General features: G+C 60.7%; 18 protein-coding genes and 1 tRNA gene. 8 read left to right on the top strand and 11 right to left on the bottom strand.

Annotation, left to right across the window (positions count from 1 at the left end; all coding sequences use genetic code 11):
• Positions 1-96: 96 nt before the first annotated feature.
• A complete protein-coding gene (locus SBC1_RS04500) occupies positions 97-1,242 on the top strand; it encodes an exonuclease domain-containing protein (RefSeq protein WP_165087649.1) in 1,146 nt (381 codons plus the stop codon).
• Here SBC1_RS04500 and SBC1_RS04505 read toward each other — a convergent pair.
• The 5 genes from SBC1_RS04505 to pepN all read right to left on the bottom strand — a co-directional run bounded on the left by SBC1_RS04505 (position 1,239) and on the right by pepN (position 7,016).
• Entirely contained in the window at positions 1,239-1,802 is a 564-nt protein-coding gene (locus tag SBC1_RS04505; protein ID WP_371826746.1) for a chorismate mutase, read from the bottom strand. The two genes, SBC1_RS04500 and SBC1_RS04505, sit on opposite strands and share 4 nt — an antisense overlap.
• 307 nt (positions 1,803-2,109) lie before the next feature.
• The gene (locus tag SBC1_RS04510; RefSeq protein ID WP_160312545.1) at positions 2,110-2,259 is read right to left on the bottom strand and encodes a hypothetical protein; all 150 of its coding nucleotides are present in this window, start codon (positions 2,257-2,259) and stop codon (positions 2,110-2,112) included.
• A 678-nt stretch (positions 2,260-2,937) separates the two neighbouring features.
• Positions 2,938-3,013, bottom strand: a tRNA-Thr gene (locus SBC1_RS04515).
• Positions 3,014-3,067: 54 nt separating this feature from the next.
• Positions 3,068-4,093: a class 1 fructose-bisphosphatase gene (locus SBC1_RS04520; protein WP_165087657.1), complete on the bottom strand. Its 1,026-nt coding sequence runs from the start codon at positions 4,091-4,093 to the stop codon at positions 3,068-3,070.
• Between the two features lie 214 nt (positions 4,094-4,307).
• Positions 4,308-7,016, bottom strand: a complete 2,709-nt coding sequence (pepN, locus tag SBC1_RS04525; RefSeq protein WP_165987464.1) for an aminopeptidase N — start codon at positions 7,014-7,016, stop codon at positions 4,308-4,310.
• Between the two features lie 254 nt (positions 7,017-7,270).
• On the opposite strand from pepN, the gene SBC1_RS04530 reads away from it, so the two are divergent.
• The 7 genes from SBC1_RS04530 to aepY all read left to right on the top strand — a co-directional run bounded on the left by SBC1_RS04530 (position 7,271) and on the right by aepY (position 14,382).
• Positions 7,271-8,011: a DUF4136 domain-containing protein gene (locus SBC1_RS04530; RefSeq protein ID WP_165087665.1), complete on the top strand. Its 741-nt coding sequence runs from the start codon at positions 7,271-7,273 to the stop codon at positions 8,009-8,011.
• Between the two features lie 195 nt (positions 8,012-8,206).
• Positions 8,207-8,905 (top strand): CDP-alcohol phosphatidyltransferase family protein, encoded by a 699-nt coding sequence (locus tag SBC1_RS04535; protein ID WP_165987466.1) that lies wholly within the window; start codon positions 8,207-8,209, stop codon positions 8,903-8,905.
• Positions 8,902-9,720 carry a 2OG-Fe(II) oxygenase gene (locus SBC1_RS04540; RefSeq protein ID WP_243830271.1) on the top strand — a complete coding sequence of 273 codons (819 nt, stop codon included), beginning with the start codon at positions 8,902-8,904 and terminating at the stop codon, positions 9,718-9,720. Before SBC1_RS04535 ends, SBC1_RS04540 begins: the two co-directional genes overlap by 4 nt.
• On the top strand, positions 9,717-10,724 hold the full coding sequence (locus tag SBC1_RS04545) for a flippase-like domain-containing protein (protein WP_165987469.1): 1,008 nt from the start codon (positions 9,717-9,719) through the stop codon (positions 10,722-10,724). The genes SBC1_RS04540 and SBC1_RS04545 overlap by 4 nt, the downstream gene beginning before the upstream one ends.
• A 21-nt stretch (positions 10,725-10,745) precedes the next feature.
• On the top strand, positions 10,746-11,513 hold the full coding sequence (locus SBC1_RS04550) for an NTP transferase domain-containing protein (protein WP_165987471.1): 768 nt from the start codon (positions 10,746-10,748) through the stop codon (positions 11,511-11,513).
• On the top strand, positions 11,510-13,210 hold the full coding sequence (aepX, locus tag SBC1_RS04555; RefSeq protein WP_165987473.1) for a phosphoenolpyruvate mutase: 1,701 nt from the start codon (positions 11,510-11,512) through the stop codon (positions 13,208-13,210). Before SBC1_RS04550 ends, aepX begins: the two co-directional genes overlap by 4 nt.
• A complete protein-coding gene (gene aepY, locus SBC1_RS04560) occupies positions 13,207-14,382 on the top strand; it encodes a phosphonopyruvate decarboxylase (RefSeq protein WP_165987475.1) in 1,176 nt (391 codons plus the stop codon). The genes aepX and aepY overlap by 4 nt, the downstream gene beginning before the upstream one ends.
• A 155-nt stretch (positions 14,383-14,537) precedes the next feature.
• Here aepY and SBC1_RS04565 read toward each other — a convergent pair whose 3' ends face one another.
• The 6 genes from SBC1_RS04565 to xdhB all read right to left on the bottom strand — a co-directional run bounded on the left by SBC1_RS04565 (position 14,538) and on the right by xdhB (position 22,669).
• A complete protein-coding gene (locus tag SBC1_RS04565) occupies positions 14,538-14,978 on the bottom strand; it encodes a hypothetical protein (protein WP_165087683.1) in 441 nt (146 codons plus the stop codon).
• Positions 14,979-15,375: 397 nt separating this feature from the next.
• Positions 15,376-16,707 (bottom strand): guanine deaminase, encoded by a 1,332-nt coding sequence (gene guaD / locus SBC1_RS04570; protein WP_165987477.1) that lies wholly within the window; start codon positions 16,705-16,707, stop codon positions 15,376-15,378.
• A 35-nt stretch (positions 16,708-16,742) separates the two neighbouring features.
• Entirely contained in the window at positions 16,743-18,104 is a 1,362-nt protein-coding gene (locus tag SBC1_RS04575; protein ID WP_165087692.1) for an NCS2 family permease, read from the bottom strand.
• An 11-nt stretch (positions 18,105-18,115) separates the two neighbouring features.
• Positions 18,116-19,162 (bottom strand): adenosine deaminase, encoded by a 1,047-nt coding sequence (locus SBC1_RS04580; protein ID WP_165987479.1) that lies wholly within the window; start codon positions 19,160-19,162, stop codon positions 18,116-18,118.
• A 29-nt stretch (positions 19,163-19,191) separates the two neighbouring features.
• Positions 19,192-20,217: a xanthine dehydrogenase accessory protein XdhC gene (xdhC, locus tag SBC1_RS04585; protein ID WP_165087700.1), complete on the bottom strand. Its 1,026-nt coding sequence runs from the start codon at positions 20,215-20,217 to the stop codon at positions 19,192-19,194.
• 19 nt (positions 20,218-20,236) lie between these two features.
• Positions 20,237-22,669 carry a xanthine dehydrogenase molybdopterin binding subunit gene (gene xdhB / locus SBC1_RS04590; RefSeq protein ID WP_165087704.1) on the bottom strand — a complete coding sequence of 811 codons (2,433 nt, stop codon included), beginning with the start codon at positions 22,667-22,669 and terminating at the stop codon, positions 20,237-20,239.
• Positions 22,670-22,709: the final 40 nt, after the last annotated feature.

The raw sequence follows: 22,709 nt of genomic DNA on the forward strand, positions 1-22,709 counted from the left end.
AACCGTCGGCGCTCGAATGCACGTGAGCTAAAATGACCCATCGATACGCCTTTTCTTGCGCGGATCGCGTCCATTCCTCTTTTAGCGGTCAGCGCTGTGCTCCCAATCCTTACTAATAGTGTTAGTGCAGAACCGCTGGTTTTCGTCGACCTCGAAACCACGGGCGGCACCTTCGGCGTGAATCGCATCACTGAAATCGGCGTGGTCGAGGTTGGGCCGGCTGGTGTGACGCAGTGGAGTTCGCTCGTCAATCCGCAGCAGCCGATTCCGTTCTTTATCCAGCAACTTACCGGTATCAGTGATTCGATGGTGCGCAACGCGCCAACGTTCGAGGCCATCGCGCATGATTTGCTGGCCCGCCTCGATGGACGGCTGTTTATTGCCCACAACGCGCGGTTCGATCATGGCTTCCTGCGCAGCGAGTTCAAGCGTGCCGGCATCAAGTTCCAGCCCGACGTGTTGTGCACGGTCCAGTTGTCGCGCGCCATCTACCCGGCGGAACGTCGGCATGGACTCGATGCGCTGATCGAACGGCACGCGCTCGTGCCTGCGGCGCGCCATCGCGCACTTGCCGACGCCGATCTGCTCTGGCAATTCTGGCAGCACCTGCACCGCGCATTTTCCGCCGATGTCCTGCATGGCCACATAGAACAGGTTGCCCGGCGTTTCCGGCTTGCCGGCGATATTGACGAGGACACCATCGAACAGATTCCGGCCGGCTGCGGCATCTACGTGTTTTATGGCGAGGACGATGTGCCGCTCTATGTTGGACGAAGCGTGCGTTTGCGCCAGCGCGTGCGTGCGCATCTGTCGGGTCCGAAACGGTCGGCGAAGGATCTGCGGCTCGCGGAACTCGTCCGGCGGGTGGAGTGGACCGCGACGGGCGGCGAGATCGGCGCGATGCTGGCAGAAGGGCGCTCGGTCGCGCGGTTGCGCCCTGCCCATAACCGGCTGTCCAAAGCACGTCGCGATGACCCGGGCCAGGCGCCCTGGACCTATCCTGGCGCCATCGCGATAGAGGAAACGGACGCCGCGACCAGCGCGCGGGTGTGGCATGTCGTCGATGGCTGGCAGTATTTCGGCATGGCCTCGTCGCTCGCCGAGGCCGCGCAATTGCGAGCGGCGGTATCCGCAGCGTGTTTCGAGTTATCGACGTATCGGATTCTCGGCGAACGTCTGTCGCGCGGGCTGACAATCGTGCCGCTTGCAGCCACCGCCTGCCTGTCAGGCGAGCCGGTCTAGCCGACCGCGCCCACGCCACCCGACGCACACACGTGCGACAACGCGCGCGCAAGCGGCGCATTCTGGGCGGAATCGTAGCGGGTGAGATGTTTCCAGCGCGCGATGCTGTCGGCCAGTCGCAGTGGGCAGTCGTCGGCATGGCGCAGCGGCTCGACGCCCGCCAGCGCGGAGAGCAACGCGTTAGTCACGCTATCGAGCTTCGGCCGGGTATCGCGGGACAGATCGGGTGCCGTGCCTTCGGGCGCGCGCGATTTACGCCAGTTATCGAAGAGGGCGTTCTGCACGTCCTTGCTTGCCTCTATCTGATCGCGAAAGAAGAGCTGCGCAAACGCCGGGTCGATGCCGGCGGATTTCGCGCGGCTATTGATGCCGGCCAGCAACGCGGCTTCACGGGGTTTATCGGTGATGGGCTCGTGATGCGCCCATTTCCAGCGCGCGACCGGATCGGCAAGCGCCAGCCGTTGCGACGACAACGCAATGAGATTGGTGAAGGGCGTGTCGTCGCCATCTGCCAAGGCCGCCGAGGAGCACACGGTGAGGGTGATAACAAAAGCGGCCATGGAAGCCACGGCGCGGAGAACTTGGAGAAGGGAATGGCGAAGCATGAATACCGGAGCCAGAACGAGAAAGCCGCAGCTTAACGTAAGACGACGCGGTAAGACGCCGCGGCATGACGCGCAGGGCGCGCGCATGGTGACCATGAAACCCGCCACGCTCGTGGCGTTATAAGGTGAAACCGGTCGTGCTATTAATACCCGCGTGCGAATCCGGCGCTGCTGCAAAGGCATGCTGCGACGATCAAGCGTGCAGAAACCGCGGCTCGCACAACATCTGCAAACACCGTGGGCGTACTACTCATTTCAGCAATTACTTCGGGTCGCACAGGTTACGTTGTTCGTCGAAGAACGCCCGCACATATTCGGGCAACTCTGCGAGGAATTCGACCCCGACCGGTTCTTGATCCGGACATTCCACCTTGTCGGGCGTCGGGATTTTCGTCGGCTTGGCGTCCATCATTTTCTCTCCTTGTGTAGGTCGATTATCAATCTCGACTCTGGCTTCGCGCTAGCGTCGAATGCGCGGTTGGGACATTTCCCCATTTCTGTGTTGCTTTAACGGAACACCCGTCGGGTGACTTAAGGCTCGGATAATTTAAGGCTCTGAATTTCTGGTTCAGCCGCCGATATTTTTCCGTGCCTCACGATCCGTTCGTCAACTAATTTTCCGACGATTTACGCTGATTAACTCGGCGCTCGCTTATTGCCGGTACTTTCCGATATCTGGTCGCCGCAGCTGAAACATTTCGCAAACTGCTTCAAAGAATCCGGTCGTCGTCCTGGGCGGATTCAGTGTTCATTCAGTGTTCACAAGCGCACGACGTTGCATAAAAGCGAGTCCCCTCAATAGTGATAACGGCACGATTCAGTTGCGGTTGACCGTTTTATCTATCTTTAAAAAAATTTAACGCTTTGCTGTGTCTGAAAGCGCACGTATTCATGCAAACGAATGTTCGCAAATCAATCGAGAAGGAAGCATCGGGGAAACGACGGGAAGTTTATGAATTGCGCTCACTTAAAGTTTCACTTTAAGTACGTGAACTTACCGATTGATCTTGAAGATCATTTTTGAGATGAAGTCCAAAAATTAAAAAACCCGCGAAGCCTGGAGGCAACGCGGGTTTCTTGAAATGAAGCTTGGTGCCGGAAAGAGGAATCGAACCCCCGACCTTCGCATTACGAATGCGCTGCTCTACCGTCTGAGCTATTCCGGCATCAGAGAAACGAGATTATAAGTACCTTCCGGCGAGTTTGGCAACACCCTACGCTCAATTAATTTCCGAGTGATAGCGTGTCACGCGTTCAACCTCGTTTTTCGATCCGAGGAACACTGGCACGCGCTGATGCAGGTTGGTCGGAACGATGTCGAGGATGCGCTGCTCGCCGTCCGTCGCAGCTCCGCCCGCCTGTTCGACGATAAATGCCATCGGGTTCGCTTCGTACAACAGGCGCAGCTTGCCGGGGCGATCAGGCGTGCGTTTGTCGGCGGGGTACATAAACACGCCGCCGCGATTCAGGATGCGGTGCACGTCGGCGACCATCGACGCGATCCATCGCATGTTGAAGTCCTCCTTGCGCGGACCGTCCTTGCCTTCGTTCAGCTCGTTCACATATTTCTGCACCGGCTCGTACCAATGGCGGCTATTCGATGCGTTGACTGCGTACTCGTGCGTGTCGGCGGGAATCTGCATGTTGCTGTGCGTGAGTACCCACGAACCCAGCTCGCGATCGAGCGTGAAGCAGTTCACGCCGTAGCCGGTGGTCAGCACGAAAACGGTCTGCGGACCATATACCGCATAACCGGCCGCAACCTGCGCCGAGCCCGGCTGCATGAAGGCCTGTTCGCTCGGCTCCATGCCGTCCGGGCAGCGGAGCACAGAAAAGATCGTGCCGATAGACACGTTCACGTCGATATTCGACGACCCGTCGAGCGGATCGAACGTGAGCAGATAGTTGCCCTTCGGATACCGGTTGGGAATGGGGAAGATCTTTTCCATTTCTTCCGACGCCATCGCGGCCAGGTTGCCGCCCCATTCGTTGGCTTCGAGCAGGATCTCGTTCGAGAGAATATCGAGTTTTTTCTGCACTTCGCCTTGAACGTTCTCGCTGCCGGCGGTTCCCAGCGCTTCGCCTAACGCGCCTTTGCTCACTTGATAGCCAATCTGTTTGCACGCGCGAGCGATCACTTCGATCAACAGCCGAAGGTCGGCGGGAAGGTTTTGATGCTCCCGCTGCTGCTCGATCAGATACTTGGTCAGCGTCGTGCGGCGGGAAATGGATGAGGGGGTCGACATTGCGTTGGGCTCCAGGAGCGTTAGACGAATGCCTCAGATTCTACCCGCTCGGAATGTGTCTCCCGATGTCACAGAAATGTGGCGCACATTCCCCTGCACGGGGCGAGCATCGCGATGGCTGATTTTCGAGATACGCGAACACAAAAAAACCGGCGCCGAAGCGCCGGTTTCCGATGGGTCGGGATAAAGGATTAAACCCTTACGGATTAAACCCTTAGCCCAGTGCTTTTTCCACAATCTCGCGTACATCGCGGGATTTCACCTTCGACGCCACCCGTTCCAGAGCCACGTGCGCCTTTTCGCTCAAGGCGGGCGTGTACCGGCGCCATTGTTCGAGCGTGCGAGCAAGGCGTGCAGCCACCTGAGGGTTCATTGCGTCGAGCGCAACAACCTGTTCGGCCCAGAACGCGTATCCGGAACCGTCTGCGGCGTGGAATTGCGCCGGATTCGCACCGCAGAAGCTGAAAATCAGCGAGCGGGCGCGATTCGGATTTTTCAGCGTGAACGCGGGGTGTTGCATCAGCTTGCGCACGATGTCGAGCACATTGCGCTTCGGTCCGCCGCGTTGCGTGGCTTGCAACGCGAACCATTTGTCGATCACGAGCGGTTCTTTCTCGAAGCGCTGGTAGAAATCACCAAGAGCCGCATCGGCGACGCTGGTATCGACAGAACCTGACGCGCCGGCAGTCAGCAACGCGGACAACGCAGCCGACCGGTCCGTCATATTGTTCGCGGTGTCGTACTGGGCGCTTGCCAGTTCGATGGCGCGGGTGGGATCGTCAAGCTGGCTCAGGTAGCCGAGGGCAAGATTCTTCAGCCCGCGCTTGCCGGCGTCGTCCGGCGTCGCGCGATATTCGCCTGGCGTGCGGTTCGCTTCGTACACTGCGAGCCAACGGTCACGCAAGCCCGTGGCGAGGCGACGGCTGACGAACACGCGCGCAGCGTGAACGGCAGCGGGGTCCGACACAGCCATTTGTTCTGCAAGATACCCCTCCGACGGCAACATCAGCGCCAATTCCTGGAATGCCGGCGTAAGCGTGGTGTCGTCGAGTACCTGGGCGAATGCGGATACCACTTGGTCGTCGAGCGTCAGTTCCTCACCTTTCGATGCCCGATCCGCCAGCGCAAGCAGTTCGCGCGTGGCGAGGCGCTGCCCGGCTTCCCACCGGTTGAACGGGTCGCTGTCATGAGCCAGCAAAAACGCGAGCTGCTCGTTCGTGTAGTCGTAATCAACCACCACCGGTGCCGAGAAGTTGCGCAGTAACGATGGCAACGGTTCTTCGGTCACATCGGCGAACGTGAAGGTTTGTTCTTGTTCCGTGAACTCCAGCACGCGCGTGGTGCCTTGCGGCTCTTTCTCACCCTCAAGCTTCAATGGCAGGTCCGCTCCGCTCTTGCCGATCAGCCCGATGGAGAACGGAATCACCAGCGGACCCTTTTGCGTCGCGCGCGCGGCCTCGGACGCTTCGCCGTAGCCTTGCGTGAGCGTCAGCGTATAGCGCTTCGCGGCTGCATCGTAACGCGTGCGGACCGTGATCCGGGGCGTGCCCGCCTGGCTGTACCAGCGCTCGAATTGAGCCAGGTCGCGGCCGTTCGCGTCGGCCATTGCGTGGCGGAAGTCGTCGCAGGTGACTGCCTGACCATCGTGACGCTGGAAATACAGGTCCATGCCGCGCCGGAAACCGTCGCGCCCGAGCAGCGTCTGATACATGCGCACGACTTCCGAGCCTTTTTCATAGACGGTCATCGTGTAGAAGTTGTTGATCTCGGCGTAGCTTTCCGGGCGCACCGGATGCGCCATTGGACCCGCATCCTCGGCGAACTGCATCTGGCGCAGCACGCGAACGTCGTCGATCCGTTTCGTGGCGCGCGCCGCGTCGCTGGCCGCGCCCGGTTCGAGTCCGGCGGCCATGTCGGCTGAGAATTCCTGGTCGCGGAATACGGTCAAGCCTTCCTTCAGGCTCAACTGGAACCAGTCACGGCAGGTCACGCGGTTGCCCGTCCAGTTGTGGAAGTACTCATGGCCGACCACCGCTTCAATATTGCTGAAATCCACGTCCGTAGCCGTCTCAGGATTCGCGAGCACGTATTTCGTATTGAAGATGTTCAAGCCCTTGTTTTCCATTGCGCCCATATTGAAGTCGCTCACGGCAACAATCATGAAGCGGTCCAGGTCGAGCTCCAGCCCAAAGCGGCGTTCGTCCCATTCGATTGAATGAACCAGCGAATCCATGGCGTGCTGGGTCTTGTCGAGATCGTGAGGTTCGACCCAGACCTGCAGCAGTTTTTCCTTCCCCGAACCAGTCTTCATGCGCTGCTCGAGCTTGACGAGCTTGCCGGCCACCAGCGCAAACAGATAGCTTGGTTTCTTGAACGGGTCTTCCCAGCGCGCAAAGTGCCGGCCATTGTCCAGATCGCCTTCTTCAATCAGGTTGCCGTTCGACAGCAGCACCGGGTACGCAGCCTTGTCCGCCCGCAACGTGACGGTGTAGGTGGCCATGACATCAGGGCGGTCAAGGAAATAGGTGATGCGCCGGAAGCCCTCGGCCTCACATTGCGTAAAGAAATTGCCACCGGACACGTACAAGCCCGACAAAGTCGTGTTCTCAGCCGGATTGCATGTGCTTTCCAGAATCAATTCAAACGCATCGGGAATGTTGCTCACCGACAAACCGTTCTCAGTGACGCGGACATCCGCATGCGGGCGCCCGTCCAGCGTTGCGCCAATGAACTCCATTTGCTCGCCGAGCAACTCCAGCGTCGCCGCAGGCGCGGCGTCCGGATTGCGGCGCAAGCGCATGGTGTTGCGCACCACCGTGCGTTCCGGGACGAGATCAAATTCGAGCGCGACGGTATCAATCAGGAATGCGGGCGGCGTGTAGTCGGCACGGCGGATTACGGCAGGTGCGGTCGAGTTGGACATGGCGGTTCTGATTGAGTTGAGCGGATGCCTTTGCTTTCCAGGCGGCCTTGTGTCGGATCATTGTACAAAGCCTCGCGGGATCGTGCGCTCGATTCGGGGTCAGCCGAATGGCCTATTCCCCGAACTTCGTTTATCTGTGACGGTCTTTAAACAGACGGAATCAGGCGGTTGTCGTGCGGTGCGTGCGACACTTCACGGTTGCTGTTTGACACATGACATCGCAACAAAAATCAACAAGACATATGAGGTCGGCCATGACGTTGGAACGGTTGTACGGGGAATGGAAGGGTGCGTTGCGCGTGATGCTGATCGCGGGGTTCGCGTTGCTCGGCGGTTGTACGACCTACGTTCAGACGCAGGTGGCGGTGTTCTCTGACTGGTCCGGGACCGACGCCACTCGGACCTATGCGTTCGTTCGCTCGGCGCCGCAGCAAAACAGCATTGAACAGAAGACGTATGAGGTGCTCGCCGCGAACGAGCTCGCCACCCATTCGTTCAAGCAGGTTCCCGATGCCAGCGCGCGTTATCTCGTGGAATTGTCGTACTCCATTCGCGGCGACATGATCACTGTGCGCCAGCCTGTCTATTACGATCCGTGGCCGATGTACGGCGGCTGGTACGGCCGGCCATACGGCGGGTGGGGAGGTTGGGGCGGTTGGGGCGGCTGGGACATGGGGCCGGCGGGTTATGTCGACCAAAGCTACCCGATCTTCGTCCATTCGCTGCAGATTCGCATGACCGAGCGTGAAAGCGGGCGCGAAGTGTACAAAGTGAGCGCGAGCAATTCCGGCGGCGAATCGTCGCTGGTCCGGGCCATGCCTTATCTGATCCGCAGTGCGCTCGCGGATTTTCCGCTGGGCAACGGCACCGTGCGGACGGTGAAAATCCCGCTCGGCAAAACGGGCGGTGTCAGCAATGAAGGTCCGGCTGCAGTAGGGACGAACGAGAAGGCCGCCGCCCTGGCGCCTGTTCCAGCGCCGGTGCCCGTGCAGTAGCCGTCAAGTCGGAGCGGCTTTTGGGCGCAATTTGAGAAAAATTTACCGCTACGGCGGCCGGCTGTCCGATCCGGTCGCCGCCTTCGTTGCGGTCAGCGAAACGCTCGAATTCTGGTTGGGAAATCACCTTTCTTACACGCGTGTGGCAGAGTGCCCTTGTATGCAATTAAATTCGAAACGAGATATATTTCGAGGATGAACAAACCCCGCAACGCCCAACCACATGCGCTTCCTGAGCCCGCAACCTGGGATGCGCGGCTCGCCCGGCGCCTCGTTACACCGCTCATTGGCACCCCGATTACACCGAATCACCTGACCACCCTGCGCTTGCTGATTGGCATTGCCGGCGCTTATTACCTGTCGGTCGGCAGCTTCTGGTCGTGCAGCTTGGGCGCCTTGCTCATCGCGCTCTCCAATTTTGTCGACCATACAGATGGCGAACTCGCGCGAATCAGCGGGCAATCGAGCAAAATCGGTCATTTTTACGATCTTGCGTGCGATTCCATCGTGACCGTGCTGCTGTTTGTTGGCCTCGGGTTTTATGTGAGCGTGCATCATCCGGCCATGATCGTGCCGGCTGAATGGCTTGGCGGGATTGCAGGGGTTGCCGTCGCGCTGATCTTCTTCCTGCGCATGCGGATCGAATCAATGGCGGGTAAGAACGGCACGAAGCAGGCCTCCATGGCGGGCTTCGAGACCGAAGACGTCTTGTATTTGCTGCCGGTAGTGACGCTGCTCAACGGCATGACGCCGTTTCTCGTGGCTGCTTCAATTGGTGCACCGTTGTTTGCCGTCTGGGTCGTCGTGGATTACCAGCGCGCACTGCGACGTTTCGCCCAGGCCACAGCGCGTAACAAAGACGCTGATGGTCAAGATTTGCAGGCTGTTCAATGAATTCATCTGTCGATTCCCTATCTTCCCGTGCGGTTGGCGCCAAGTCCGCGGAGCGCAAGAGTATTCACGCTCTCGACGAGACCCTGACCGCGCATCTTCAGCGCCTGTCTCCAGAGCGCCAGACCGCGAGACTGCACGAAACGTTCGATAGCCAAGGTGCGTTCCTGTATCTGGACGACTTTCTGCCACGCGAATTCACCGAGAAATTGGTCGCGGCTGTCCATGCCGTTACGCCCGCGATCAACCGCAATTACCTGCCGGGACACAAGCAGGGCGGCAGCGTCAGCCGTCATTCGATCGACGAACTTGCGCCGTTCATCGCCGAGTTGTACCGGTCGCCAGCGCTGATCAGCTGGCTGGAGAAAATCAGCGGCGACACGCTCCAGGAGTCGCCCGCTGACGATCCGCACGCATACGCGCTGTATTTCTACACCAAGGCGGGTGACCATATCGGCTGGCACTACGATACGTCGTACTACGAAGGTCGCCGTTATACGCTGCTGCTCGGTGTGATGGACGATTCGTCGTGCCGTCTCGACTATGAGCTGCACACCCGCACGCCGGAGATTCCCGACCAGCCGGGTTCGGTGCAGATTCCGCCGGGCGGTCTGGTTTTCTTCGATGGCGACAAACTCCGCCATCGCATCACGCCGGCTCGCGCGAACGAATTCCGCGTGTCGCTGACATTCGAGTACGTGACGAATCCGAACATGCGGCCGTGGCAGCGTTTCATCTCGAACATGAAGGACTCGATCGCGTACTTCGGCTTCGGACAGGTTTTCCGCCGCAAAGGCGGGAAGAACAGCGCAGCATGAGCCGCGCTGGAACGGTCCTCCTGTCGCTCGGCGTGGTGCTGTTCATCGCGCTGCTCGGCTGGCAGGGCTTCGGTTCCGTCGCGACCGCGCTCGCGGCCGCAGGCTGGGGCCTGCTTGCGGTGGCGGTATTCCATCTGCTGCCTGTCGTGATCGACGCCCTGGCTATCGAAACGCTGTTTCCCCGCAATCAACGTGATGTGAGCTTCCGCGACGCGCTGCTCGCGCGCTGGACCGGCGAGTCGGTGAATAGCCTGATGCCCGCTGGACAGATCGGCGGTCCAATGCTGATGGTGCGTTATCTCTCGCAGCGCGGCATGCGGGCGCGCGACGCCGCGGCAGTCATCACCATCAGCACGACGATGCAAACCGTCGGCCAGATGATCTTCGCGCTCGTCGGCGTGGCGTTGCTGAGCAGCTATGTGTCGGGCGTGGGCATGCTGCTGCCGGTGCTGATCGTGATCGCAGTGTGCTCACTGATGGTCGTCGGGTTTTTCTTCGCGCAGCGCAAGGGTTTGTTCGCCCGCGCGACGCGCTTTGCTTCGCAATTTGCAGCGCGATTTTCGAAGAAGCGCGACTGGTCGTCGCTGGTGTCGCGTGCGGAAGCCGTGGACACCGCCGTGCTCGAACTATACAAAAAGCCCGGTCCGGTCGCGGCGAGTTTCGCGCTGAGCCTTCTGGGCTGGATCGTGGGCACCGGTGAGGTGTGGCTGGCGTTGCATTTGATGGGCTCGCCGGTCGGCTGGGCCGAAGCGCTGATGCTGGAAAGTCTCGGGCAGGCCATTCGGGGAGCGGCGTTTGCCATTCCCGGTTCTCTCGGCGTGCAAGAGGGCGGCTACTTGCTGCTCGCGCGCCTGATCGGTCTGCCGCCGGAAGCCGCGCTCGCGCTTTCGTTAGCGAAGCGCGCGCGGGAATTACTGCTCGGCTTGCCGGGTATCGTTTATCTGCATTTCGCTGAAAAGGGCTGGCAGCGCCGTCGTCTCGCGCGCGTGCCGGATATCGAATAAAGCATCACCGATAGGATCAACATGCGCGCAATTATTCTTGCCGCCGGGATGGGTTTGCGCCTGGTTCAGCCGGAAGGACAGCAAAAGCCGAAGTGCCTGCTGCGTTTCGGCGAGTCGTCGCTGCTCGAACGCCATCTTCAACTACTGAAGACAGCCGGCGTTGACGAAATCGTCTTTGTGCTCGGCTTCAAGCATGAACAGGTGGAAGCGGAACTTGCCGCGATCGACTGGAAACCGCATACGGAAGTGGTCGTGAATCGCGAGTTTTCGCTCGGCAGCGCGCTGTCCGTGCACACGGCGGCCGAAGCGCTGACGCGTGGCGGAGACGTGCTGCTGATGGACGCCGACGTGCTCTACGACGAGCGCATTCTCGAGCCGCTGGTGGCGGGCGCAGGACCGGTGAATCGCTTGCTGATCGACCGTGATTTCGAAGCCGGCGATGAACCCGTGAAACTGTGCGTCGCGAATGGCGTGCCGGTGGAACTGCGCAAGCAAGTGCTGGCGGACCTGAAGTTTGACGTGATCGGCGAGTCGGTGGGTTTTTTTCGCTTCGACGAAACGGCGGCGCGGCGTCTGGCCGAACTCGTTGCGGGGTATGTCGCGACGGGCCGTGCCAACTTGCCGCACGAGGAAGCTGTGCGCGATCTGCTGCTGGAACGTAGTCAGGTATTCGATGTGGCCGACGTAACCGGCGCGCCTTGGATAGAAATCGATTTTCAGAACGACGTTAAACGCGCGGCCGACGAAGTCTTGCCGCAACTGCGTCAGCTTGCAGGAGCCCTACGATGAACGCACCGTATCAACTACCCGCTGCCTATGCCCGCAGCCTTCGCCTGCGCGAGATGCTGCAAAGTAACCAGCTCGAATTCCTGATGGAAGCGCATAACGGCCTGTCCGCGCGCATTGTGAAGGAAGCCGGTTTCAAGGCGATCTGGGGCTCGGGTCTCACGATCTCCGCACAGTTCGGCGTACGCGACAACAACGAAGCGAGCTGGACCCAGGTGGTCGACACGCTCGAGTTCATGGCGGATGCGAGCGACCTGCCTATTCTGCTGGATGGCGACACCGGCTACGGCAACTTCAATAACGTGCGCCGGCTGGTGAAAAAGCTGGAGCAGCGCGGCATTGCTGGCGTATGTATCGAAGACAAGCAGTTTCCGAAGACCAATAGCTTCCTGAACGGCGAGCGTCAGCCGCTCGCCGAAATGGACGAGTTCTGCGGCAAGATCAAGGCCGGCAAGGACTCGCAAAGCGATCCGAATTTCTCCATCGTTGCACGCGTGGAAGCGTTGATCGCGGGCTGGGGTATGGAAGAAGCGCTGAAGCGCGCGGAGGCTTATCGTCAGGCCGGTGCGGACGCCATCCTGATTCACAGCAAGCTCTCGAAGCCCGACGAAATCCTCACGTTCGCGCGCGAATGGGCGGGTCGTGGACCGCTTGTGATCGTGCCGACCAAGTACTACAGCACGCCCACCGATGTGTTCCGTCAAGCCGGCATCAGCACGGTGATCTGGGCGAACCATTTGCTGCGCGGCGCGGCGTCGACCATGCAGGCGATCGCGAAGGAAATCCACAGCAGCGAGACGCTCGTGAACGTGGAAGACCGCGTGGCGACGGTGAACGAAATCTTCCGTCTTCAGGACGCCGAGGAATATTCGACCGCTGAAAGCGTGTATCTGTCGTCGGCGAGTGCATCGCGCAATGCCGTCGTGCTCGCGGCAAGCCGGGGCGCAGGGCTGGAAGCCGTTACCGCCGATAAACCCAAGGTCATGCTGCCGATCGCGGGCAAGCCGCTGCTGCGCCGTCTGGTTGAAGCATTCAAGAAAGAAGGTATCAACGACATTACCGTGGTGGGCGGTTATCGCGCCGATGCCATCGATACATCGGGGATCCGGCTGGTTGTGAACGAGAAGCACGAGCAAACGGGCGAACTGGCGTCGCTGGCATGCGCGGCGAAGTCGTTCACCGCCGACACCGTGATCTCCTACGGCGATCTCTTGTTCCGCAGCTACATTCTTCGCGATCTGGTGGAGTCGGACAGCGACTTCTGCGTGGTCGTGGATTCGTCGCAGACGCCGGCAGCCGGCGGGGCATCGACGGACTTTGCGTATTGCTCGACCGCTGACGATCGCGCGTTGTTCGGACAGAAAGTCTGGCTCGAAAGCGTGACGAGCTCGGCGGGTCCTGCGAATGCCAAGACGCCGCAAGGCCGCTGGATGGGTCTGCTCAACGTGCGCGGTGCTGGCCGTGAACGTCTGGTCACCATGCTCGAAAAGCTGCAGCAACGCGATGACTTCGCCAAGCTCGACATGGCCGCGCTGCTCAACGCGCTGGTGGCCGCGGATGAAAAGATCGAAGTGCAGTACGTGCACGGCCACTGGCGCGGTGTGAACGACCTGGACGAGTTGCGGCAAGCCGGCGATTTCGCGCACGGACAAGCGCCGTACGGATCGAACGGCTCGGGCTCCTCGGAGGCCGGCGCGTGATCGAAGCCGCACAATTCGTCGAAGCCGCGCGCGAGCGCGGTTTCGACTGGTACGCGGGCGTGCCGTGCTCGTATCTGACGCCGTTCATCAATTACGTGCTGCAGGATGAGTCGCTGAATTACGTGTCGGCGGCGAATGAAGGTGATGCGGTTGCGTTGATCGCGGGCGTGGCGCTTGGCGCGTCGGGCGTGCATAAGGCGCGTCGCGGCATTTCAATGATGCAGAACTCCGGGCTCGGCAACGCGGTGAGCCCGCTCACATCGCTCACGTGGACGTTCAGGCTGCCGCAATTGTTGATCGTCACGTGGCGCGGTCAGCCGGGTGTCGCCGACGAGCCGCAACACGCGCTGATGGGACCCGTCACGCCGGCCATGCTCGAGACCATGGAAATTCCATGGGAACTGTTCCCGACGGAAGCCGATGCAATCGGACCCGCGCTCGATCGTGCAACTGCGCATATGGACAGCACCGGACGTCCTTATGCGTTGGTGATGCAGAAGGGCAGCGTCGCGCCTTACAAGTTGAACAAGAAAGGCTTGAGCGGTGTGCGTCAGCGCTCATTGAACGAGCGCGCCGAGGTCGAGTCGTTTGAAGTCACTGGCGAACGCGTGTCACGTCATGACGCGTTGCAGCGCGTGATTGCGCGCACGCCGAAAGAGTCGACGGTTGTGCTGGCGTCGACGGGATTTTGCGGGCGGGAACTCTACGCTATCGATGACCGCGAGAACCAGGTGTATCTCGTCGGATCAATGGGTTGTGTGACGCCTATGGCGCTCGGCCTGGCGTTGTCGCGGCCTGACCTGAACGTGGTTGCGCTCGACGGCGACGGCGCCGCGCTGATGCGCATGGGCGTGTTCGCGACCCTCGGCGCTTATGGGCCGGCCAACCTCACCCACTTGCTGCTGGACAACGGCGCGCATGAGTCGACCGGCGGTCAGGCGACGGTGTCGCAGGGCGTAGAGTTCGCGCGGATCGCTTCAGCGTGCGGGTACGCGATGGCGCTCGACGGCGATGACCTTTCGATCATCGACCGGTTGTTCGACGCGAAGGACGTCGATGGCGTGCGTTTCGCGCGGCTGTCGATCAACACCGGTACGCCGAGCGACCTGCCGCGGCCGTCGATCACGCCGGAAGATGTGCGTCGCCGGTTGCAAGCGCATATTGGACGTTAGGCGGGCGCGCGGTTCGATCGCTAAATCTAGCGCCGTTCTTGCTTCAAACGTCTGCTGTTCACCCAAAGGCCGCACCAACCAATGTTGGCGCGGCCTTTTGACGCGTGCTAGTCGTCGATCGAGTGGACCGAGTGGATCACTTGGCTTGCTCGCGACTAATCGCGGTTGCAGAAGATCGCGGTAATAAAGGGCGCGACGTGATGAATAACAGCGTCGCTGCCGGCCGCGCGGACCTTTTCCTTGACTGAGTCTTCCCCGCCAATCACGACAGCGCCATAAGCCGAGTCGGCGATCGGTTCGCCGCTGCCCTGCTTGAAAATCGCGTCATTCTTCTGATACCCAACCACCGCGAATACGCCGAAATCGAACGCCGTGAGGTGGCTGCCGTGCGTCGGTTTGAATGCGTTGATTGAATTGGTTTCCACACGCATAGGCGTGGTTTCTATCGTGTGGTTTTCCTGAAGCGGCGCGATGAACGCGTGCGCGGTCGATTTGCAGTCGAGCTGGGAGTCCAGCGCATAAGCCGAAGCCTGCGTCGACAATGCTCCAATAAATATGAATAAGCCGATGCGGACGGCTTGTACAAGTGGCTTCATGTTTGTTTGTTTCTGTCCACGTGCCCGTGAAGGACGCGACGTGAGTACGCACACGGCGTTGCCAAAAGCCTAGACTTTAGCGGGAAGCGGAAAAGTGTGCTGAAACAAGTGCTTGATGCCCGTCTGGCGGGGCGCTGCGGGGAGCAGGGGCCGTTCGGTTTGCAGAGGATTGCGCAAGTACGCAATCCTCTGCGGAATTAAGGTGAGCTGTGCGAATGGATTCGAAACGTGCCTGAACCCACTCCTTCGATAAAGATAGTTAAGCGAAATTAAGGCGCCCGAGCAGGTTTCAGCGCCGAATTTGCTCGGCACGCTCAACTTGGCATTTAACTAATCAAGGCCGCGTTCGGCGAGCGACCTCATGCTCGGGTTCGCGCGTCAGTGAATAACCCCGACTTCAAGCCGCGGCCAACTCCGGCACAGTCGCGCGCCGCGTCTCTCTCCCATGCACGCATTTCCCCGCCGCGTAGGTTTCGAACACGGCGCGGTCGTCGCCGAGCATCGCGAACGCGAACAGCAGTTCTTCCAGCGATTCCGCGCGCGTCGTCCGGCGCGCGAGCAAAGGCGTGCCGGCGGGGTCCAGCACGACGAAATCCGCCTCGGAACCGGGCTTCAGCGTCCCGACGCGGTCCGCCATGTCGAGCACTTGAGCCGCGCCCGTGGTCGCCAGCCAGAACATACGCGCCGCGGTCAGGTGATGGCCCGTCAGTCGCGCGATCTTGTGCGCTTCGCCCATGGTTTGCAGCATCGAAAACGTCGTGCCGCCGCCTACGTCGGTTGCAAGCGCCACCGGCATCTTCGCGGCGCCGGCCTTTTCAATATCGAACAAACCACTGCCGAGGAACAAATTCGATGTCGGGCAATGCGACGCCACCGCGCCTGTTTCAGCCATGCGCTGGCGGTCGGCATCGTCGAGATAGATGCAATGGCCGTAGACCGCGCGCTGACGCAGCAAGTCATAGTGATCGTAGATATCCAGATAGCTCCGATGCCCCGGAAACAAGCTTTCGACCCACTTGATCTCATCGGTGTTTTCGGCAACGTGGCTCTGGATATACACGTCCTGGTGCTTGCGCGCGATCACCGCGCAGGCTTCGAGTTGTGCCTCCGTCGAGGTTGGCGCAAAACGCGGCGTCAGCGCGTATTCCTGGCGCCCGCGACCATGCCAGCGTGCGATGAGTTCGGCGCTGTCGTCATAGCCCGATTGCGCTGTGTCGCGCAGATACTCCGGGCAGTTGCGATCCATCAGCACCTTGCCCGCGATCATGCGCAGGTTGCGTGATTCGCTCTCGCTAAAGAAGGCATCGGCGGATTGCTTGTGGACCGTGCAATAAACGAGGGCCGTGGTCGTGCCGCAAGCCAGCAGTTCATCGATGAAAAAGGCCGCCGTCTCGCGCGCGTACGCCGGGTCTTCGAATTTGCGTTCGGTCGGAAACGTGTACGTGTTCAACCATGGCAACAGACCCGGCGCAGGCGAGGCGATCATGTCGGTCTGCGGATAGTGAATGTGCGAGTCGATGAAACCCGGCACGATCAATTTGTCCCGCAGATCCTTCACGATTGCATCGGGCGCTATCTCGGCGCGCAACGCCGCATACGCGCCCGCTGCAACCACGCGGCCATCTTCCACCAGCAACAGGCCGTCGGTTTCATACACGGCGTTGTCATCGGAAAAAGCAGGGTCGTCGCGGAAAGTAAGTAGCTGTGCGCGGTAAGCGGTCTGAGTCATGGGTGAAACGTCTCCAGTAAAGCGGGTCAACGCCCTTATAGCTGTGTCAACAACAGCAACGACAGCGCGGCGACAATCCACATCGCCGGCTTGATTTCTTTTCTGCGACCAGTGAACGACTTGATCACGACAAACGCGAGGAAGCCGTACGCGATGCCATCGGTGATCGAATAGGTCAGCGGGATCAGGATCATCGCGAGGAAAGCGGGAATGGCTTCGTCGAAACGGCTCCATTCAATCTTGGTGATCGACTCCATCATGAACACGCCGACCAGCACCAGCGCGGGCGCGGTCGCAATGGCGGGCACCAGCGAGAGCAGCGGCGAGAGGAACAGGAAGGGCAGGAAACACAAGCCGGCGACGACCGCGACGAGCCCCGTGCGACCGCCCGCGGAAATGCCCGCCGCCGATTCTATATACGCATTCGCCGGGCTCGTGCCGAGCGGCGCGGAGACCAGCGCGGCGAATGAATCGACGATCATCGACTGGCGGATGTTGCGCGGGTTGCCGTCTTCATCGTAGAGCTTGCCGGCTTCCGAGATCGCCATGAACGTGGAGAGCGCGTCGAAGAAAGACGTGAACAGCATCACGAAAATAAACGGCCAGTAGATCACCTTCAGTGAGCCGAGCAGGTCCAGTTGGCCGATCGCCGAAAAGTCCGGCGCCGAGAACAGACCGTTCCAGTTCACGAGCGTCTTGGTGGCAATCGCTGCCGGCCAGTAAGCGGTGCCGTCGCCCCAAAAGCGGCCGATGGGAATCGCAATCACGGTCGTGAAAATAATGCCGATCATCAACGCGCCGGTCACCTTTCGTGCAACCAGAATCGTAGTCACCGCGAGGCCGACCAGGAACGTGATCACCACCGGATTCAGCGATGCCGAATGCACGATCGTCACGGGATCGCTGATAACAAACTTCGCGTTGACCAGTCCGATCAGGCTGATAAACAGTCCGATACCGCACGACACCGCATGACGCAGGTTCGCCGGAATAGCATCGACGACCAGCTTGCGCGCGTTGAACGCCGCAAGCACCGCGAAGATCACGCCGGCCCAGAACACGCAGCCGAGCGCGGTCTGCCACGACATCTTGCCGCTGTGAACCATCACGAACGCGAACAGCGCGTTCATGCCCATGCCGGGCGCGACGAGCACCGGGTTGCGCGCGTAGAGGCCCATCGCGCAACTGCCGAGGAAACTGACAACCACGGTGGCTGTCAGCGCTGCGGGAAAGGGGACGCCTGCCTGCGACAAGATTCCGGGATTGACGACGATGATGTACATCGCCGTGAGGAAGGTCGTGATGCCCGCAACAATCTCGGTCTTGGTGCGCGAACCCGCCGCGCGGATGCCGAAGAAACGCTCGAGCGTGGTGGTGTCGTTGGTAATCGTAGCCATGATGTTCTCGCTCAAGCCGCCGCGTACCCGTCGTGCCCGTCGTACCAGTAGGCATCGAGTTTGGCGACCATCGCGAGGCGTTCGGCGTCCGTCACGAATGACGCTTCCAGGCTGTTTTTCAACAGTGTGTAACACTCGGCGTCATTGAGTTTCAATGCGTCGAGGATCGCGAAGTAATTGGCGTTCACGTAGCCGCCGAAATACGCGGGGTCGTCGGAGTTAATCATCACGGCCACACCCTGATCCAGCAGCGCCTTGAGCGTGTGTTTCGCCATGTCGTCGAACAAGCGTAGCTTCAGGTTCGACAGCGGGCAGACGGTGAGTGCAATGCGGGCATCGGCGAGACGGGCGACCAGCGCCGGGTCTTCCATGCTGCGCACGCCGTGATCCACGCGGTCTACTTTCAGCACGTCGAGCGCTTCGTACACGTAGGCGGGCGGCCCTTCCTCGCCTGCGTGCGCCACGAGCTTCAATCCCTTCTCACGCGCCTTCGCGAACACGCGCGCGAACTTCGACGGCGGATGACCGCGTTCGGAAGAATCCAGCCCGACACCAATTAGCCGATGCGCATATTGATCGAACAAGGGCAACGCTTCATCGAAGGTCTTGAGCGCATCTTCTTCCGGCAAATGGCGCAGGAAACACAGGATCAGCTTGCTCGTCAAACCGCGCCGCTCACCTTCAGCCAGCGCGCTTTCGATACCCGCGACCGCCGTGGCGATCGATACGCCACGTTCTGTGTGCGTCTGTGGATCGAAGAAAATTTCGGTGTGCGTGACATGATCGGCGAGCGCGCGTTCAACATACGCGAGGGTCATGTCGTGGAAATCGCGCTCGTGCAGCAGCACGCTCGCGCCCGCGTAGTAGATGTCGAGGAACGATTGCAGGTCGGTGAACGCGTAGGCCGCGCGCAATGTGTCGATAGAGTCGTACGCGAGCGTCACACCGTTGCGCTTCGCGAGTTCGAAGATCAACTCGGGCTCGAGCGAACCTTCAATGTGAATGTGGAGTTCGGCCTTGGGCGCGCGGGCGATCTTGTCAGCGAGAGTGGGATTCATGCTTGTTTTGTGCTTTAAAAGGTCTGGGATCACGCGGTTTGCGGATGCTGCGCGGAATTGTAGCTGTGCGCGGCGCGTTCCTCGACCTTCTGCAGCAACTGAGCTGCCACCGATACTGCAATCATTTCCGGCGCTTTATCAACAATGCCGGGTACGCCGATTGGGCACGTCATGCGGCTGATCAACACGGGATCCAGGCCTCGCGACTCGAGTCGGCGCTCGAACAGCATTTTCTTCGTATGCGAGCCAATCATGCCGAAAAACGCAAAATCTCCGCGCCGGAGAATACGCTCGGCGAGTTCGAGATCGAGCGCGTGGTTGTGCGTCATCACCAGAAAGTAGCTATTGGCAGGCGCTTCGTCCACGGCGGCTTCGGGGATTCCGCTGGCGTCCAGCGTGACATTTGGGGGGATGCCGTCCATGGGCGGGAATGTTTCATCGCGTTCGTCCACCCACACCACCCGGCATGGCAAATTCGCGAGCACCCTGACCAGCGCCGCACCCACGTGGCCCGCACCGAACAGCACCACGGGAAAGTCGCGCACTGCAATGGTTTCGGTGAGCAACGAGCCGCTTTCGTCGAAACCCGCGCCGTCCCAGAGCAGGCAATCCGGGCCAGTCACGCCCGGTTCCGGGTCCGAGATCATCACGCCGTCTGGAATCGGGCCGAACCCGACGCTGCGCACGGTGGACAGTCCCTGCGCCATGCGTTTGTTCAACGACGTGACCCAGGCAAGATCGCCAATATCCAGCCGTTCGAACGCCACCACGACCGCGCCGCCGCAGCATTGACCCAGGCTTGGGCCGAGCGCGAAACGCTCGAGCCGGCGCATGTGAGGACTGCGGGCGCCGTCTTTCAGCACCTGCCGCGCTGTCTCAATCGCCTTCCATTCCAGATGACCGCCGCCGATGGTATGGCGTGCATCGTCGCGCGTGACGATCATCTTCGTGCCTGCTTCGCGCGGCGCCGAGCCTTCCACGCGCGCGACCGTCACCAGCACGACGGCGTCGCCGTGCGCGAGGAGGTGTTGCAGATCGTGTAGCCAGGCTTGCATCGAATGGGCTCCGGGTTAGTTAGTTGACCGGCACAGGCTGGGCGACGTCCTGAGTCGTCGCGGCGAGCATTTTCAATGCCTGCGCGTCCAGTGCATTCAGGATCGATTCGGGTGTGGCCGGCGCGCGCAGTACGGGCGCATCGGTTGAATCGGGTGCGACCGACGCCACCGCGGCGCGGATCGCCAGCAACACCGAGAAACCGAGCAGCAACGGCGGTTCGCCCACGGCTTTCGATCGAAACACGGTCGGCTCGACGTTCTGGTTATCGTAGAGCGCGACGTTCATGGCGGCCGGAATGTCGCTCACCGATGGTATCTTGTACGTCGACGGTGCGTGCGTCATCAGCCTGCCGTCGCGATTCCACCAGAGTTCTTCCGTCGTGAGCCAACCCATGCCCTGGACAAAACCGCCTTCTACCTGGCCGATATCGAGCGCGGGATTGATCGACTGTCCCGCGTCGTGGAGGATGTCCGTGCGCAACAGCCGCCACTCGCCGGTGAGCGTGTCCACGACCACTTCCGAGATCGCCGCGCCATACGCGAAGTAGTAGAAGGGCTGCCCGGTCAGCGTTTTCGAATCCCAGTTGACCTTGGGCGTGGCGTAAAAACCATCCGACCACAACTGCACGCGCGAGAGATAGGCGGCCCCGACCAGTTGATCGAAAGGCATCTGGCCGCCGTTCGACTCGACCACGCCATCGTGAAAACGCACGTCTTCCGCGCGTCCGCCGAGCTGCTTCGCGGCGAGTTCCGCAAGGCGGCCGCGAATGGTGAGCGCGGCGGCTTCGGCCGCCTTGCCGTTCAGGTCGCTGCCGGTGGACGCGGCGGTGGCCGATGTATTCGCGATCTTCGAGGTATCGGTGGCGGTCACGCGCACGCGCGACAACGGCACGCCCAGCGCATTCGCCACGACCTGCGCGACCTTGGTGTTCAGGCCTTGGCCCATCTCGGTGCCGCCGTGATTGACGAGGGCGGAGCCGTCTTTATAGACATGCACGAGCGCACCAGCCTGGTTCAGGAACGGCACGTTGAACGAGATGCCGAACTTGACCGGCGTGAACGCGATGCCGCGCTTGAGCACGGGACTCGTTGCATTGAACGCGGCGATAGCCTTACGCCGCTGCACATACGCACTCGATGCCAACAGTTCGTCGGTCAGCGGCGCGATGATGTTGTCTTCCACGGTCTGGCCGTACGGCGTCACGTTGCGCTCGGTGATGCCGTAGTAGTTCACGCGACGGATATCGACGGGATCGCGTTTTAGCCGGTGCGCGATTTCATCCATCATGATTTCCATCACCAGCGCGCCTTGCGGACCGCCGAAACCGCGAAACGCCGTATTCGACTGCGTGTTGGTACGGCAGCAGAGCGCGGTGATATCGACGTCCTGCAGGTAGTACGCGTTGTCGAAGTGACAGACGGCGCGCGTGGCCACCGCACCCGACAAATCCGCCGAATAACCCGCGCGCAACGCGATTTCTACACGTGCGCCTTGCAAGCGGCCGTCGTCATCGAAGCCGGCTTCGTAGGTGTAGACGGCGTCGTGGCGCTTGCCGGTGATCATGAAGTCGTCGTCACGATCCGCGCGCAATTTCACCGGCCGATGCAGCAAATGCGCCGCCAGCGACGCGATGCACGCAAAGATTCCCGACTGCGATTCCTTGCCGCCGAACCCGCCGCCCATCCGGCGGCATTCGCAGATGACGTTATGCGTCGGCCAGTCGAGCATATGCGCGACCAGGTGCTGCATTTCGCTCGGATGCTGCGTGGAACTGTAGACGAGCATGCCGTCGAGTTCCTTCGGAATGGCATACGCGATCTGCCCTTCGAGATAGAACTGCTCCTGCCCGCCAACCTCGAATTCACCCTGCAGCCGATGCGCTGCCGACGCGATTTTTCCGTCCGGATCGCCGCGTTTCAGATGCAGCGGCGGCAGCACGAACTGCTGTTTCGCTTTTGCGTCGCGCGGCGTCAGGATGGCTTCGAGCGGTTCGTATCGGATCACTTCTTCGCTCTTCGCCAGCGCTGCGGCACGGCGCGCGAGATCGTGCGTTTCCGCGATAACCACGAACACGGGTTGTCCCAGATACAGCACTTCATCTTTCGCGAGGATCGGGTCGTCGTGGAGCACGGGACCGCAATTGTTCTCGCCGGGGATATCGTCGGCAGTGAACACGGCGATCACACCGGGCGCGGCCAGAACCAAGTCGAGATTGATCGACACGATGCGCGCATGTGCATGCCGCGACAGGGCGAGCGCCGCGTGCAGCGTGCCGCGCAGTTCGCCGATGTCATCAACGTAAGTCGCTTCGCCGCTCACATGCAGGGCCGCCGATTCGTGCGGCAAGCCGACGCCAATCGCCGCGCGCTCCGGCTTTTTCGCGTCGATGTGCAGCGTGAGTGCGTCAGCGGCGGCACGGTCGATATGATGTGGATCGGTACGCTTGTTCATGGCGTGGTCCTTGGGGCTTGGTGTGACGCGGCGTGACGTT

Origin of the sequence: Caballeronia sp. SBC1 (assembly GCF_011493005.1) — a bacterium.
GTDB lineage: Bacteria > Pseudomonadota > Gammaproteobacteria > Burkholderiales > Burkholderiaceae > Caballeronia.

Excerpts from the sequence above, each read along its gene's own strand:
- SBC1_RS04535 (WP_165987466.1), top strand. The coding sequence starts at position 8,207 with ATGAACAAACCCCGCAACGCCCAACCACATGCGCTTCCTGAGCCCGCA.
- SBC1_RS04520 (WP_165087657.1), bottom strand. The coding sequence starts at position 4,093 with ATGTCGACCCCCTCATCCATTTCCCGCCGCACGACGCTGACCAAGTAT.
- SBC1_RS04575 (WP_165087692.1), bottom strand. The coding sequence starts at position 18,104 with ATGGCTACGATTACCAACGACACCACCACGCTCGAGCGTTTCTTCGGC.
- guaD (WP_165987477.1), bottom strand. The coding sequence starts at position 16,707 with ATGACTCAGACCGCTTACCGCGCACAGCTACTTACTTTCCGCGACGAC.
- SBC1_RS04580 (WP_165987479.1), bottom strand. The coding sequence starts at position 19,162 with ATGAATCCCACTCTCGCTGACAAGATCGCCCGCGCGCCCAAGGCCGAA.
- SBC1_RS04510 (WP_160312545.1), bottom strand. The coding sequence starts at position 2,259 with ATGATGGACGCCAAGCCGACGAAAATCCCGACGCCCGACAAGGTGGAA.
- xdhB (WP_165087704.1), bottom strand. The coding sequence starts at position 22,669 with ATGAACAAGCGTACCGATCCACATCATATCGACCGTGCCGCCGCTGAC.
- aepX (WP_165987473.1), top strand. The coding sequence starts at position 11,510 with ATGAACGCACCGTATCAACTACCCGCTGCCTATGCCCGCAGCCTTCGC.
- SBC1_RS04565 (WP_165087683.1), bottom strand. The coding sequence starts at position 14,978 with ATGAAGCCACTTGTACAAGCCGTCCGCATCGGCTTATTCATATTTATT.
- SBC1_RS04530 (WP_165087665.1), top strand. The coding sequence starts at position 7,271 with ATGACGTTGGAACGGTTGTACGGGGAATGGAAGGGTGCGTTGCGCGTG.
- SBC1_RS04545 (WP_165987469.1), top strand. The coding sequence starts at position 9,717 with ATGAGCCGCGCTGGAACGGTCCTCCTGTCGCTCGGCGTGGTGCTGTTC.
- pepN (WP_165987464.1), bottom strand. The coding sequence starts at position 7,016 with ATGTCCAACTCGACCGCACCTGCCGTAATCCGCCGTGCCGACTACACG.
- SBC1_RS04550 (WP_165987471.1), top strand. The coding sequence starts at position 10,746 with ATGCGCGCAATTATTCTTGCCGCCGGGATGGGTTTGCGCCTGGTTCAG.
- xdhC (WP_165087700.1), bottom strand. The coding sequence starts at position 20,217 with ATGCAAGCCTGGCTACACGATCTGCAACACCTCCTCGCGCACGGCGAC.
- SBC1_RS04540 (WP_243830271.1), top strand. The coding sequence starts at position 8,902 with ATGAATTCATCTGTCGATTCCCTATCTTCCCGTGCGGTTGGCGCCAAG.
- SBC1_RS04505 (WP_371826746.1), bottom strand. The coding sequence starts at position 1,802 with ATGGCCGCTTTTGTTATCACCCTCACCGTGTGCTCCTCGGCGGCCTTG.